6 protein-coding genes and 1 pseudogene are annotated in these 15443 nt (G+C 67.1%); 4 read left to right on the top strand and 3 right to left on the bottom strand.

Going from position 1 to position 15443, the window contains the following annotated elements; all coding sequences use genetic code 11:
* The 3 genes and pseudogenes from MTR62_RS16700 to MTR62_RS16690 all read left to right on the top strand — a co-directional run.
* A pseudogene (locus tag MTR62_RS16700) lies at nucleotides 1-1536 on the top strand (hypothetical protein); the annotation flags it as partial.
* 409 nt (nucleotides 1537-1945) lie between these two features.
* Nucleotides 1946-6589: a glutamate synthase large subunit gene (gltB, locus tag MTR62_RS16695; RefSeq protein ID WP_244023032.1), complete on the top strand. Its 4644-nt coding sequence runs from the start codon at nucleotides 1946-1948 to the stop codon at nucleotides 6587-6589.
* 19 nt (nucleotides 6590-6608) lie between these two features.
* Entirely contained in the window at nucleotides 6609-8042 is a 1434-nt protein-coding gene (locus MTR62_RS16690) for a glutamate synthase subunit beta (RefSeq protein ID WP_244023030.1), read from the top strand.
* Nucleotides 8043-8714: 672 nt separating this feature from the next.
* Here the strand turns inward: MTR62_RS16690 and MTR62_RS16685 are convergent.
* Nucleotides 8715-10853, bottom strand: a complete 2139-nt coding sequence (locus MTR62_RS16685; protein ID WP_244023028.1) for a TonB-dependent receptor — start codon at nucleotides 10851-10853, stop codon at nucleotides 8715-8717.
* A gap of 328 nt (nucleotides 10854-11181) precedes the next feature.
* Between MTR62_RS16685 and MTR62_RS16680 the strand changes: the two genes are divergently transcribed.
* Complete coding sequence (locus MTR62_RS16680; RefSeq protein ID WP_244023026.1) at nucleotides 11182-12981, top strand: methyl-accepting chemotaxis protein; 1800 nt, start codon at nucleotides 11182-11184, stop codon at nucleotides 12979-12981.
* A 123-nt stretch (nucleotides 12982-13104) separates the two neighbouring features.
* On the opposite strand, the gene MTR62_RS16675 is transcribed toward MTR62_RS16680, so the two are convergent.
* Nucleotides 13105-14664 (bottom strand): catalase, encoded by a 1560-nt coding sequence (locus MTR62_RS16675; protein WP_268739915.1) that lies wholly within the window; start codon nucleotides 14662-14664, stop codon nucleotides 13105-13107.
* Between the two features lie 105 nt (nucleotides 14665-14769).
* Nucleotides 14770-15443, bottom strand: a 674-nt coding sequence (locus tag MTR62_RS16670) for a uracil-DNA glycosylase (protein WP_244023024.1), incomplete at its 5' end; no start/stop codon positions are given.

The following is a 15443-nucleotide window of genomic DNA, read 5'->3' as shown; positions in this document are numbered from 1 at the left end:
CGCGCCGGCAGCCGCCGCCGCGCGCTGGCCGACATGGACCGCGAAGCCGAGGCCACCCCGCCCCCGGCAAGCGAGGCGCTGGACAGCGAAGCGCTGGAAAGCGAGCCTGTTTCACGCGCCCTGGCCGAACCGGATGGCTTTGAGGCCTGCCCCGTATCGGAACCGATCTTCGCCCCCCGCCTCGAAGCCGAACACGCCGCGCAAGAGGCCGAAACCGGCCGTCCTGCGGGCATTCTCGACGTGCGCGCTTTCGCGCTCGACGATTTCGCGCCAACCCCCGCGGCGCAGACCCCCGCCGCGCAAACGTTCACCGAAGAAAGCCTTGGCGACGAGAATTTCGACGGCGACGCGGGCGACGCGGACAGCTTCGACGACGCCATCGCCGCCCAACCGCAGATCTTCCGCCCCGCCGCGCCGCTCGGCGCCCGCGCGCCTGGTGAGCCGATCGGTCAGGGCCTGTTCGATGCCTATTCGCAGGCCATCGCCGCGCGCACCGCCGCCAGCGGCCCCGCCCCCGCCGCCTCGATCTTCAGCGCCGACGCCCACACCGACTTCGCGCACCCCGACTTCGCGCTTCCCGCGCGCGAAGAGACCGCCAGCGCGCCGATTACGGCCGCGCCCGAGACCGGCGCCGCACCCGGCGCGGTGCGGCCCTTCGCCGGGCCCGAATCGCGCTCCGCCGCCGCGCGGATCGAATCGCGCGAACTCGACGAGCTCTCGCAGCTCGAACTGCTCGAACGCCTCGCGCTGGCGATGACCCGCCGCCGCGAAGAAATGGAGCGGCAGGCCAGCCTGCCCGTCGAACCCGTGGAGGTCGCCGCCGAACCGCTCGAGACCACCCCGGTCGAGGAGGCCGCCGCGGCCGAAGAGCCCGTTCCGGCTATCCCGGTCATCCCCGATGTGAAGCGCGGTGCGGCCCCCCTTCTCGCCCCCGTCGCGGACGTCGCGCCGACCCCGGCGCCCGAAACCGCGCCCGAACAAGCTCGCGTCGCGCGCATTCCCGCCGCCATGCGCCCGGTCGATCTCGACGCGTTCGACGATGAGGACGAACCGCTTCCCGGCTACATTCCCCCCCGCCACATCGGCGCGGGCACGCTGCGCCCGTTCGACGCGCCGAGCGCCGCGCCGCAGGATGCCCCAGAACTCGCCGGGGCCGATGCCGGGTCCGATGAAGACGAGGAAAGCGTGCTCGAGGAAGGGTACTCCTCGCTGCTCAACCTCTCGCGCTCGACGCCCCAGCGCCAGGAATTCGTACGGATCGAGGAACCCGAGACCCCGGACGAGGTCGAGCCGGTCGTGGTCTTCCCCGGTGACGAACGCCCCGTGCAAGGCCTCTTCGCCCGCCGCACCGGCGAACCCGAGACGGACGAGACCCCGTCCGTCCGTCCGGTCGCGCTGGCGCCCGCTTTCCCCGCGATGCCCGCCGCCATGAACCAGCGCCTGTTCGACGCGCCGGGCAAGCACGATGCCGAGGAAACCGAAAAGGCCCTGCGCTCGGCGCTCGCCACGCTCCAGCGCATGAGCGGCGCGGCCTGATCGGCGAGCGGGGCAGGAGACGCCCTGCGCCGTCCCCCCTGCGTATTATGGCCTAAACGGCAGCCAACCCGCGTCAGGCCCTCCATGGGCCTTCTCCGAGCCCTTTTCGGGCCCTCACTGGGCGTGCTCGCGGCGCGGAGCGAGGGCTTGCCGGACCGCGCTTCCCCCCGCCAGCCCCACGCCGAACAAGGCTAAAGTGGGGCTTTTTGATAACAAAATGCCGAAAAATGCGTGTCAATTGGCATTTTCCTTCTCTCCACCCCCTCTATCCAGTTGCAAAATCCCCCTTCAATCTGCATGGGGACCTTGGGGTCACTACGTTGCTGAAAAGCGACGCTCGATTCGTGTGCGCAAAGCAACCGAACGGGTCCGGTGATCCCCCGACAAAATGACAGGATGGGTATTATCGATGGGATTTCCTAAGCCCCAGGGCCTTTATGACGCGCGTAATGAACATGACTCCTGCGGTGTGGGCTTCGTTGCTCATATCAAAGGCCAGAAATCGCACGCCATCATTACCCAGGCGCTGGAAATTCTGAAAAACATCGACCACCGCGGCGCGGTGGGCGCCGATCCGCTGCTGGGTGATGGCGCGGGTATCCTGACACAGATCCCCGACGCGCTGTTCCGCAAGTGGGCCACGGCGCAGGGCTACGACCTGCCGGCTGCGGGCGATTACGCGGTCGCGATGTGCTTCATGCCGCGCGACGAGCCTTCGCGCGACTTCGTGACCAGCAAGTTCGAGAAGTTCATCGCCAAGGAAGGCCAGCGCCTGATCGGCTGGCGCGACGTTCCGGTCACGCTCGATGGCCTGGGCAAGGCGGTGCTCGAATCGATGCCGGTGGTGCGCCAGTGCTTCATCGCGCGCGGCGACAACTGCCCCGACCAGGACGCGTTCGAGCGCAAGCTGCTGACGATCCGCAAGCAGACCCAGAACCCGCTCCACGCGCTGGCCGAAAAGCACAACCTGCCCGGCCTGACCGAGCTGTACATGCCCAGCTTCTCGAGCCGGACGATCGTCTACAAGGGCCTGCTGCTCGCGACCCAGGTGGGCTCGTTCTACGACGACCTGCGCGATCCCGACTTCGTCTCGGCGCTCGGCCTCGTCCACCAGCGGTTCTCGACCAACACCTTCCCCAGCTGGCGCCTCGCGCACCCCTACCGCTTCATGGCCCACAACGGTGAAATCAACACCGTGCGCGGCAACGTGAACTGGATGAACGCGCGCCGCCGCACGATGGAAAGCGACCTGCTCGGCGCCGACCTCGACAAGATGTGGCCGATCATGCCGAGCCACGGCCAGTCGGACACCGCCAGCCTCGACAACGCGTTCGAACTGCTGCTCGCGGGCGGCTATTCGCTGGCGCACGCGATGATGATCCTCATCCCGGAAGCCTGGGCCGGCAACCCGCTGATGGACGCCAACCGGCGCGCGTTCTACGAATACCACGCCGCGCTGATGGAGCCCTGGGACGGTCCCGCCGCGGTCGCCTTCACCGATGGTCGCCAGATCGGCGCCACGCTCGACCGCAACGGCCTGCGCCCTGCGCGCTTCCTCGTCACCGACGATGACCTGTGCGTGATGGCGTCTGAAAGCGGCGTGCTGCCGATCAAGGAAGACAACATCGTGCGCAAGTGGCGTCTCCAGCCCGGCCGCATGCTGCTGATCGACTTCGAACAGGGCCGCATCATCGAGGACGAAGAGATCAAGTCGACTCTTTCGGCCGCCGAACCTTACGAGAAGTGGCTCGAAAAGGCGCAGTACAAGCTCGCCGACCTCGACGTGATCGAACCCGAACTGGCCGAGATCCCGGCGCCCACCGGCACCCTGCTCGATCGCCAGCAGGCCTTTGGCTACACCCAGGAAGACACCCAGCGCTTCCTCGAGCCGATGGCCATGAACGCCGACGATCCGCTCGGTTCGATGGGCACCGACACGCCGATCCCGGTGCTGTCGAACAAGTCGCGCCTGCTCTACGACTACTTCAAGCAGAACTTCGCGCAGGTCACCAACCCGCCGATCGACCCGATCCGCGAGGAACTGGTCATGAGCCTGGTCTCAATGATCGGCCCGCGCCCCAACCTGCTCGGCCATGACGCGGGCACGCACAAGCGTCTCGAAGTCAGCCAGCCGATCCTGACCGACAAGGGCCTTGCCAAGATCCGCTCGGTGGAGGCCGCGCTCGACGGCGCGTTCCGCACCGAGACCGTCGACATGACCTGGGACGCCTCCACCGGCGCCGAGGGCCTGGAAATGGCGATCAAGGAAATGTGCTGGGCGGCGACCGAAGCCGTGCTGGCGGACAAGAACATCCTGATCCTGTCCGACCGCGCGCAGGGCCCCGACCGCATCCCGATGCCCGCGCTGCTGGCGACCTCGGCGATCCACCACCATCTCGTGCGCCAGGGCCTGCGCATGCAGGCGGGCCTGGTGATCGAGACCGGCGAAGCGCGCGAAGTGCACCACTTCTGCGCGCTGGCCGGGTTCGGCGCCGAAGCGATCAACCCCTACCTCGCGTTCGAGACGATCGAGGCGATCCGGGTGCGCAAGAACCTGCCGATCTCGGCCGAACAGGCGGCGAAGAACTACGTCTACGCCATCGGCAAGGGCATCCGTAAGGTCATGTCCAAGATGGGCATCTCGACCTACCAGTCGTACTGCGGCGCGCAGATCTTCGACGCGGTGGGCCTCTCGAGCGCGTTCATCGACAAGTACTTCACCGGGACCGCGACCACGATCGAGGGTGCGGGCCTGACCGAAGTGGCCGAGGAAACCGTGCGCCGCCACGCCGCCGCTTACGGCGACAACCCGATCTACGCCAAGATGCTCGACGTGGGCGGCATCTACGGCTCGCGCGTGCGCGGCGAAGACCACGCCTGGACGAGCGAGAACATCGGCAACCTCCAGCACGCGGTGCGCGGCAACGTCCCCGCCAAGTACAAGGAGTTCGCCGAGAGCATCAACAACCAGTCGGAGCGTCTGCTGACGATCCGCGGGTTGATGGAGTTCAAGACCGCCGAAACCGCCATCCCGCTCGACGAGGTCGAACCCGCGAGCGAGATCGTCAAGCGCTTCGCCACCGGCGCGATGAGCTATGGCTCGATCTCGTGGGAGGCGCACACCACGCTGGCGCTGGCTATGAACCGCATCGGCGGCAAGTCGAACACCGGTGAAGGCGGCGAGGACCCCAAGCGGTTCCTCCCGCTCGAAAACGGCGACACCATGCGCTCGTCGATCAAGCAGGTCGCCTCGGGCCGCTTCGGCGTCACCACCGAGTACCTCGTCAACGCCGACGACATCCAGATCAAGATGGCCCAGGGCGCCAAGCCCGGCGAAGGCGGCCAGCTGCCCGGCGACAAGGTCGACAAGACCATCGGCGCGACCCGCCACTCGACCCCGGGTGTCGGCCTGATCTCGCCGCCGCCGCACCACGACATCTACTCGATCGAGGATCTCGCCCAGCTCATTCACGATCTCAAGAACGTGAACCCGACGAGCCGCGTCTCGGTCAAGCTGGTGTCCGAAGTGGGCGTGGGCACGGTCGCGGCGGGCGTTTCGAAGGCGCGCGCGGACCACATCACCGTCTCGGGCTACGAGGGTGGCACCGGCGCCTCGCCGCTGACCTCGCTCACCCACGCGGGCAGCCCCTGGGAAATCGGCCTTGCCGAGACCCAGCAGACGCTGATCCTCAACAACCTGCGCAGCCGCGTGGCGGTGCAGGCCGACGGTGGCCTGCGCACCGGGCGTGACGTCGCGGTTGCCGCGCTGCTGGGCGCCGACGAGTTCGGCTTCGCCACCGCGCCGCTGATCGCGGCGGGCTGCATCATGATGCGCAAGTGCCACCTCAACACCTGCCCGGTCGGCGTCGCGACGCAGAACCCGGTTCTGCGCGCCCGCTTCACCGGCCAGCCCGAGCACGTGATCAACTACTTCTTCTTCGTCGCCGAAGAGCTGCGCGCGATCATGGCCGAGCTGGGCTTCCGCACCATCGCCGAGATGGTCGGCCGGGTCGACCGGCTCGACATGAAGAAGGCGATCACCCACTGGAAGGCCAAGGGCGTGGATCTTTCCAAGATCCTCTACCAGGCGCCGCTGGGTGACAGCCCCTCGCTCAACTGGTCGCAGACGCAGGACCACGGGCTCGAATTCGCGCTCGACAACGCGCTGATCGAGGCGGCCGCTCCCGCGCTCGAATCGGGTGAAGCGGTGCGCATCGAAAAGCCGGTGATCAACGTCAACCGCACCGTGGGCGCGATGCTCTCGGGCGAGGTGGCGCGGCGTTACGGCCACAAGGGCCTGCCCGACAACACCATCCACATCGCGCTGACCGGCGTTGCCGGGCAGAGCTTCGCGGCCTGGCTGGCCCACGGCGTGACGCTCGAACTGACCGGCGATGCCAACGACTACGTCGGCAAGGGCCTGTCGGGTGGCCGCGTGATCGTGCGCCAGCCCACCCACGTCAACCGCGTGCCGAGCGAGAACATCATCGTGGGCAACACGGTGCTCTACGGCGCGATCTCGGGTGAAGCCTACTTCAACGGCGTGGGCGGCGAGCGTTTCGCGGTCCGCAACTCGGGCGCGATCGCGGTCGTCGAAGGCTGCGGCGACCATGGCTGCGAATACATGACCGGCGGCGTGGTGATGGTGCTGGGCAAGACCGGACGCAACTTCGCGGCCGGCATGTCGGGCGGCGTGGCCTACGTCTACGACGAGGAAGGCCGCTTCAAGGACCTCGCCAACACCGCGATGGTCGATCTCGTGGCGGTCTCGGCCAAGCGCGACGAGGAAGACGGCGCGGGCCGTCCGCAGCAGCGTACCGTCAGCGTCAACGACCTGGGCATGGGCGACATGCTGCGCCACGACGCCGATCGCATCCGCATCCTGCTCGAACGCCACAAGCTGCACACGGGCTCGGCCCGCGCCAGCGCGCTGCTCGACGATTTCGAAGCGGCGCTGGGCAAGTTCGTCAAGGTCATGCCGCGCGATTACACCAAGGCGCTCAAGATGCTCGAGGCCGAGCGCCTCGAAGCCGCCACCGTCGCGGCCGAATAAGTTCGAAGGAATACAAAACATGGGCAAGGAAACCGGCTTTCTCGAGCTTGACCGCCAGGACCGCGTCTACGGACCGGTCGACGAGCGTCTGAAGAACTACAAGGAGTTCGTGATTCCCCTGAAGCCGGACGTGCTGAAGGGGCAGGCCTCGCGTTGCATGAACTGCGGCGTGCCGCACTGCCACACCGGCTGTCCGGTCAACAACATCATCCCCGACTGGAACCACCTGGTCTACGAGGACGACTTCCGCAACGCGCTGGAAGTCCTCCACTCGACCAACAACTTCCCCGAATTCACCGGCCGCATCTGCCCCGCCCCGTGCGAGGCGGCCTGCACGCTCAACATCATCGACGAGCCGGTGACCATCAAGTCGATCGAATGCGCCATCGTCGACAAGGGCTGGGCCGAGGGCTGGATCACGCCCAAGATCCCCGCGAAGAAGTCCGGCAAGTCGGTTGCGGTGGTGGGTTCGGGTCCGGCAGGGCTGGCCTGCGCGCAGCAGCTCGCGCGCGCCGGGCACTCGGTCACCGTGTTCGAGAAGAACGACCGCGTGGGCGGGCTGATGCGCTACGGCATCCCCGACTTCAAGATGGAGAAGCACCTCATCAATCGGCGCGCCGCGCAGATGGAAGCCGAGGGCGTCTCCTTCAAGACCTCGACCGAGGTGGGCGTGAACGTCTCGATCACCTCGCTCAAGGACAACTACGACGCCATCGTCTTTGCCGGTGGCGCCGAAGATGCGCGCAAACTGGGCATTCCCGGCTCCGAACTGCCCGGCGTGCGGCTGGCGATGGAGTTCCTGACCCAGCAGAACAAGCGCAACGCGGGCGACGATGAACTGCGCGCCGCGCCGCGCGGATCGCTCACCGCGACCGGCAAGAACGTCATCGTCATCGGCGGCGGCGACACCGGTTCGGACTGCGTGGGCACGTCGAACCGCCAGGGCGCCAAGTCGGTGGTCCAGCTCGAAATCATGCCCAAGCCCCCCGAGCACGAGGACAAGGGCATGTCCTGGCCGTTCTGGCCGCTCAAGCTGCGCACCTCCTCGAGCCACCAGGAAGGCGTGGACCGCGAATGGGCCGTGCTGACCAAGCGCGTCGTGGGCGACAACGACGTCAAGGGCCTCGAATGCGTCCGGGTCGAGTGGAAGGACGGCAAGATGCAGGAAATCGCGGGCAGCGAATTCACGCTTGAAGCCGATCTCATCCTGCTCGCGATGGGCTTCGTCGGCCCCAAGAAGGCCGGGATGCTCGATCAGGCGGCGGTCGAACTCGACGCGCGCGGCAACGTCAAGGCGGATACCCTCGCCTACCAGACCTCGGACGAGAAGATCTGGGCCTGCGGCGACATGCGCCGTGGCCAGAGCCTCGTCGTCTGGGCGATTCGCGAAGGCCGCCAGTGCGCCCGCTCTGTCGACCTGGCGCTGATGGGCGAAAGCGAACTGCCGCGCTGAGCGCGCGTTTCGCCTACCCTAAAATCAGGAAAGGGGCGCTTTCGGGCGCCCCTTTTTTTGCCTTCAGAAAGCACTGCAATAGATCGCGCCGGTGCGTACGAAGTGCGCCTGTACCGGCAGCGCGGGCAGCGCCAGGAGCAACAGCGCAAGATACCAGGGCCGCAGCCGTGCCACGCGCAGCGTCGCCACGCCAACGACCAGCAGGACGAGGTAGAGCGCGTGGACATAGCCCAGCGCGCGCAGCCACGCGCTGTCGGCGCCGGTACAGAACACCGAAAGCGTGATATCGTAGGAGAGGCTGATCCACAGGAGGACGAGCTGGACCGCCAGTCCGGCGAGCGTCAGGCCCANGAACACCGAAAGCGTGATATCGTAGGAGAGGCTGATCCACAGGAGGACGAGCTGGACCGCCAGTCCGGCGAGCGTCAGGCCCAGCCAGCGGCGCGATTGGAGGGAAAGCGTCATGCCCGCAGGCCTAGCCCAAGGCCGGTCGGGCCGGAAGGGCGAAGGGACGGCTCGAGAGGGGCCGCCCCCTTGACCACGTTATGCCACGCTGGGCCGGTCGTGCGGTCGCCCTCACCGCTATCGCGCACCGGTGGCTGGAAAAGGTGCGGCCCACAGTTCGGGGAGCCCGAGGGCAGTAGCCCTCGGACAATACCCTTCTATCCTAGTTCAGAACGCCAGCCGCGCGCTCACGCGCAGGTCGCGGCCCGACAGCGGCGCGTAGTCCTTGAGGTACGAGGCCGCGCGGCGCGCGACGACGTCGAAGATGTTGTTGGCCGAAAGCGTGAAGCTCAGCGGCCGGGTATCGCCCCAGGGGCGCAGGTTCACTTCGGCGTTGACCAGCGTGTAGGCGGGCGTGCGCGTCTCGAAGGTGCTGGTGCGGTTCTGCGCCCAGGCGTGCTCGACTTCGCCGCGCACATCAACCTTGGCGGTCTGGACGGTGAGCCCACCCAGCGCGCGCAGCGGCGGAATGCGCGGTGCAGCGCCCTCACCCACGATCGTCGCGTGGACATAGTCGCCCAGCGCATCGGCCACGATCCGCGCCCCGGCAATCTCGCCCAGCGTGAGCGAGCCCTGCGCCTCGAACCCGTAGTAGTGCGCATCGCCCTGGTAGAACTGGTAGACCGGCAGGCCATCCTCTTCCGCGCCGGTCAGGTCGTCGTAGATGAAGTTCGAGAACCAGGTGTGGTAGGCTGAGGCCTCGAACGTGTAGTTCGAGCCCGACCCGCGCAGGATCGCCTCGACGCTCCACGACTTTTCAAGCCCGAATTCGGGATTGCCGACCTCGTAGGCTTCGGTCCCGGCGTGCGGACCGTTGGCAAAGAGTTCTTCGGCCGCCGGCGCGCGTTCGGTGCGCGAGAGGTTGAGACCAACGCGCCAGGCATCGGTGAGGCCATAGGACGCACCAAGCGAACCCGAGACCGCATCGTACGTGCGCGAACCCGAATAGAACTGGTCCTGCTCGCCCTCGGGCCGCGCAGACAGCACCGAGTGTTCGAAGCGGGCGCCCGCCTCGAGCTTGAGCGCGCCGTAGTCGAGCTGCTGCAGGGTGAACAGGCCGACCTGCGAGGTGGCGTTCTTGGGCAGAAAGGCCTCTTCGCCCACGACGTTGAAATCGCGCGTGAACAGCTGGACGCCGGTGACGCCCGACCAGGCACCATGGCGGGTCTGGGCGAGTTCGAGGCGCCCTTCCATGCCCTTGTTGTAGAACGCGGTGCCCACTTCGCCGTCCTCTTCCAGCTCGAAGTGGTGGTAATCGGCGTAGGCCATGCGCAGCTTGATCGCGTCGATCACGCTGCCACCCGCGTCGATTTCGACCCGCGCGTCGAGGCGGTCCTGCACGAGGCTGAGGCGCGGCGCTTCCTGTTCGGCGCCTTCCTCCGTGGCCAGCCGGACCGGCACGCCATAGAGGCTGTCGTAGTGGCTGTAGGCAAGGCCAAAGCTGCCGCCTTCGCCGATATAGGCCAGGCCCGCGCCCGCGGTCCAGGTCTTGGCCTGCGAGTTGGGCAGCTTGCCCTTCACGTTGGCGTTGGCGGCAAAATCGATCTCGTCGTCCGAGGCGCCCGAGGCTGCGGTGGCCAGCGCCTGCGCGCGCAGCGCCGGGGTCAGCGCGTAGCCGCCGATGCGCATATTGTCGCTTTTCAGATAGCTGCCGTCGGCGTGAATCACCCAGTTCTTCGACAGCGGCGCGTCGACCGCGCCCGCCACCGAACGCTCGTTCGCGGCCGAACCATAGCCCGCCAGCGCCTCGACGTGGATCGGCTCGTCGGGGACCGAACGCGGGATGCGCTTGTCGATGACGTTGACCACGCCGCCGATCGCGGAGGAGCCGTAAAGCAGCGACTGCGGGCCGCGCAGCACTTCGATCCGCTCGGCCAGCAGCGGGTTGACCACCACCGCATGGTCGACCGAGGTGTTCGACACGTCGATCGCGCCGATCCCGTCGGCCAGCACGCGCACGCGCTCACCCTGAAGGCCGCGCAGCACCGGGCGCGAGGCGCTCGGACCAAAGGAGGTTGCCGAAACGCCCGGCTGATGCTGCAGCGTCTCGCCGAGCGAGGGGCGCAGCGCCTGGGTCAGCGCCTCGTCCTGGATCACCGCCACGCTCGAGAGCATGTCCTGGCGGCGCGTGGGCAGCACGCCGGTGACGATGATCTGCTGCGAGGTGCGCGCGTGGAAATCGTCCTGATCGGTGCCTTGATCGCTGGCCGAAGCCGCTTGGGAATTGCCGCTGGCGTTCTGGGCCAGGGCGCTGGCGGGAACCAGGAGCGCGGCGATTGCGCAGCCCTGGAGAAGTGTGCCCCTCATTGTGTTCACCTGTTTCTTCGTGGCGTGGTGCGACCGGATCGGCCTCCCCGCCGCCTAGCCGACAAAATGTAATGGTACAACATCACAGATTGGGAATCGCCAATCTTTTTGCTGCACTGCGTCCAGTTTTCCCGCACCGCAGCGCGCCCGATGCCGCCGGGATGGCCGCCGCGCGGGCCTGCGGGCCTTCCCCATCGTCTCGGGCGCGACCCAAGTGCGAAGATGAAGCGCGCCCCCGGAAATGCCAGTAGTCACGATTTGGCCCCCGCTTCACCCTGTCCTGATAAGCCCATCGCTTCCTGACGGCTTCGAGGGCGGCGCACACGCGATGATCAAGGCACAAACCCACAAGGCAGGGCGCGCACTCGTCGTGCTTGTCGCGCTGGCCATGCTGCTGACCGGCTTCGTGATCTTCACCATCCGCTTCGGCGGCCCGATCGAACGCAAGCACGCGCTGCAGAACGAGATGCTGGCCGATATCCTGCCGCCCCCCGCCTTCGTCGTCGAACCCTACCTCGAAACCACGCTGGTCACCGAGGACCCCGGCCAGGCGCCGCGCGTGCTGGCCCACCTCGACCGCCTGCGCAAGGAGTTCCACGAACGCAAGGCCTACTGGCAATCGACGCCGGTCCCGCCTGAAATGCAGGACCAGCTGACCCGCGTGATCCGCATCGCCGACCATTTCTGGCGCATCGTCGATGGCAAGTTCACCATCGCGGTCAAGGCGCGCGATCGCGATGCGATGTACTGGATCCACGTGCGCGAGATCACCCCGCTCTACGAACGCCAGCGCGTGGAAGTGCTCAGGCTCGTCGATCTCTCACGCGTCTATAGCGATCATGAAATGCACGTCGACAGCTGGATCACCACGATCTGCCTGCTCGTCAGCGCACTGATCGCGCTCGCCGTCGTCGCCGCGATCCTGTGGGCGGTGCGCAAGGTCACGCGCAACGTGGTCACCCCGCTCGAACACGCCAGCCGTACCTTCAACCACCTCGCCGCGGGCCAGTTCGACACCACCATCGAAGGCACCGGACGGCAGGACGAATTCGGCACCATGGCCCGTGCGATGGAGGTGTTCCGCCGTGCGGGGCTCGAAAAGGCCGAAGCCGATGCCGCGCAGCAGCGCGTGGTCGATGCGGTCTCGGTCGGGCTGCACAAGCTGGCCGCCAAGGACCTCGAATACCGCATCGAGGAGCCTTTTCCGCCCAGCTACGAGACCCTGCGCGCCAACTTCAACGAGGCGGTGACCCAGTTGTGCAAGGTGATGGGCACCGTGCGCGTGGGCGCGGGCAGCGTGATGAACGCGATTTCCGAAATCCGCGCCGGCGCCGACGATCTCGCGCTGCGCAACCAGCAGCAGGCAGCCAGCCTGGAGGAGACCGCCGCCGCGATGGGGCAGGTGACCGGGCGCATCCGCGATTCGGCGGTGACCGCCAGCGAAGCGCAGGACGCCATCAACCACGCGCACGAAGAAGCCAGCGCAGGCGGGCGCGTGGTCCACGAGGCGGTGTCCGCGATGTCCGCCATCGAGGCCTCGGCGCGCGAGATTTCCTCGATCATCGACGTGATCGATTCGATCGCCTTCCAGACCAACCTGCTCGCGCTCAACGCCGGGGTCGAGGCCGCACGCGCGGGCGATGCGGGCAAGGGATTTGCCGTCGTCGCCAACGAAGTGCGCGAACTGGCGCAGCGCTCGGCCTCGGCCGCGCACGACATCAAGGAGCTCATCACCAAGAGCACCGCGCAAGTGGGCAACGGGGTCCACCTCGTCGGCCAGACCGGCGCCCGGCTCGAGGCGATCGTCTCGCAGGTCAGCGAGCTGCGCGCGTTCATCGCCGCCATGGCCCAGTCCTCGCGCGAGCAGTCGCGCGATCTCGAGCAGGTCAACACCTCGGTCAGCGACATGGACCGCATGACCCAGCAGAACGCGGCGATGGTGGAAGAGACTACGGCCGCCACGCGCAGCCTCGAAAGCGAGGCGCAGAGCCTCACCCGGCTGATGTCGAGCTTCCGCACCCGCATCCGCGATGCCCGGCCCGAGATTTCGGGACAGGGCGAGCTCCTGCGCCGCACCACCGCGGTTGGCGCCGCCGGGACAGGCCATGCAATGAGCGCGGCGGCCTGAGCTTCCGTCCAACGGCGTGCCTCCTGACGGCAAGGGCCTGCCGCGAAAAAAGGGCGCCGGGGCCGGCCTTTTCAGCCCGCCCCGACGCCGCTTCGTGCGACCCGAGGGTTCACCCCCAGGGGTTTATTCGGCGTGCGCCTCCACCGTGTCGGGCGCGGTGTTCACGTCTTCGGCGTCGGTCGGCGTCTCGCTGGTGATCGGCACCGCGTTGACGTCGCTGTCGAGCGCCGCGCAAGCCTTGCGCACACCCGCCGCATAGTCGGGGTGGACCTTTTCGAGGACCGCGAACCAGCGCTCCTTCACGCCGGGCGAGCACGGGCCCATGGCCTGCGCGTAGTTGGCGTAGAGCCGTTCCTTTTCGCCCGCGTCGAACAGCTCGTAGAGCGCACGCGGCTGGGTGTAGTCGTCGACCAGCTGGTCGTTGCCGTAGCGGTCCATGTCACCGTCGATCGTCATCGGCGGCTCCTGCACGCGCGCGTCGGCCACCGGCCCGCCGTACTGGTTGGGCTCGTAATAGGCATCGGCGTTGCCGAAATCGTTGGTGAAGAAGCGCATCGCACCATCCTTGTGATAGTGGTTGAGCTTCGCCGCCTTTGGCGCGTTGGCGGGCAGCGCCTCGTAGTGCGTGCCGAGCCGGTAGCGGTGCGCGTCGGCGTAGGAGAACACCCGCGCCTGAAGCATCTTGTCGGGCGAGAAGGAGATCCCCGGCACCACGTTCGAGGGGCTGAACGCGGCGTTCTCGATCATCTGGAAGTAGTTGTCCGGGTTGCGGTTCATTTCCAGCACGCCGACCTCGATCAGCGGATAGTCGCCGTGCGGCCAGACCTTGGTGAGATCGAACGGGTTGTAGGGAACGGTAAGCGCGTCCGCCTCGGGCATGACCTGGATCTTGAGCGTCCACCTGGGGAAATGGCCGTTCTCGATCGCGTTATAGAGGTCCTCCTGATAGCTTTCGCGGGTCTTGCCGATCAGCGCTTCGGCTTCCTCATTGGTGTAGAAGGCGTGGCCCTGCTGGGTGATGAAGTGGAACTTCACCCAGAATCGCTCGCCCTTGGCGTTCCACATCGAGAAGGTGTGGCTGCCATAGCCGTTCATGCGCATCGGATTCTTGGGAATGCCGCGATCGGACATCAAGATGGTCACCTGGTGGACCGATTCGGGCTGCGCGGCCCAGAAGTCGAACATCGCCTCGGGGCTGCGCATGTTGGTGCGCGGGTGGCGCTTTTGCGTGTGGATGAAATCGGGGAACTTGTAGGCGTCGCGCACGAAGAACACCGGCGTGTTGTTGCCGACCATGTCCCAGTTGCCTTCCTCGGTGTAGAACTTGAGGGAGAAGCCGCGCACGTCGCGCTCGGCGTCGGCGGCGCCCGCCTCGCCCGCCACGGTCGACCAGCGCGAGAGCACTTCGGTCTGCTTGCCCACTTCGGAAAACAGCTTGGCGCAGGTGTATTGCGAAATGTCGTGGGTGACCGTGAACACGCCCTGCGCGCCCCAGCCCTTGGCGTGGACGGTGCGCTCGGGAATGCGCTCACGGTTCTGGTGCGCCAGCTTTTCGAGCAGCTGGTAGTCCTGCATCAGCACCGGACCGCGCTTGCCCGCCGTCAGCGAATGTTCGTTGGAAGGGACCGGCGCGCCGGCGCTGGTGGTCAGGGTGGGCTTCGTCTGGATGGGCTTGTCGGCCATGGTGCATTCCTCTCGGCAGCTTGGGGGGTATGCACCTTTAATGCACCACAGCGCCGCGAAGTTGCGTCAGGCTTTGTGGTCAGCCTGATCGATTGAGCCGATCAATCACCCCCAATTGATCGGCTCACGCCCATTTTCGACGAGGAACCGATTGGCCTCGCTAAAATGCCCGCAACCCAGAAAACCGCGGTGCGCCGACAGCGGGCTGGGGTGCGGCGCGCTCAGCACGCGGTGGTGGCTGCCCGCAAGATCGGGAACACGCATCGCCTTCTTCTGGGCGTGGCTACCCCACAGCAGGAACACGCAAGGCTCCGCCTTGGCGGCAACCGCGGCGACCACCGCGTCGGTGATCGCTTCCCATCCCCGGTTCTGGTGCGAACCGGCCTGCCCCGCCTCGACCGTCAGCGCGGTGTTGAGCAGCAGCACGCCCTGTCGCGCCCAGTGTTCGAGATTGCCGTGGCCCGGCGCGCGCACGCCGCAGTCGCTCGCCAGTTCCTTGTAGATGTTGGCCAGCGAGGGCGGCACGCGCACGCCTTCGGGCACCGAAAAGGCCAGCCCGTGCGCCTGTCCCGGCCCGTGGTAGGGGTCCTGCCCCAGGATCACGACCTTGACCGTGTCGAGCGGGGTCAGTTCGAGCGCGCGGAGACGGTGGCCGCGCGGCGGGTAGATCGTCTTGCCCGCGTCCTCCTCGGCCTTGAGCCACTCACCCAGCCGCCGCGCCTCGCTCGTGTCGAGCGCCGGGGCGAGCGCGGCGCGCCAGCTCGGCGGGACCGCCGGTG

Origin of the sequence: Novosphingobium organovorum, assembly GCF_022832435.1 — a bacterium.
GTDB lineage: Bacteria > Pseudomonadota > Alphaproteobacteria > Sphingomonadales > Sphingomonadaceae > Novosphingobium > Novosphingobium organovorum.
This window is presented reverse-complemented; position numbering and strand designations above follow the sequence as displayed.

Coding starts and splice junctions, on each gene's coding strand:
- MTR62_RS16690 (WP_244023030.1), top strand. CDS start 6,609: ATGGGCAAGGAAACCGGCTTTCTCGAGCTTGACCGCCAGGACCGCGTC.
- MTR62_RS16680 (WP_244023026.1), top strand. CDS start 11,182: ATGATCAAGGCACAAACCCACAAGGCAGGGCGCGCACTCGTCGTGCTT.
- MTR62_RS16685 (WP_244023028.1), bottom strand. CDS start 10,853: ATGAGGGGCACACTTCTCCAGGGCTGCGCAATCGCCGCGCTCCTGGTT.
- MTR62_RS16675 (WP_268739915.1), bottom strand. CDS start 14,664: ATGGCCGACAAGCCCATCCAGACGAAGCCCACCCTGACCACCAGCGCC.
- gltB (WP_244023032.1), top strand. CDS start 1,946: ATGGGATTTCCTAAGCCCCAGGGCCTTTATGACGCGCGTAATGAACAT.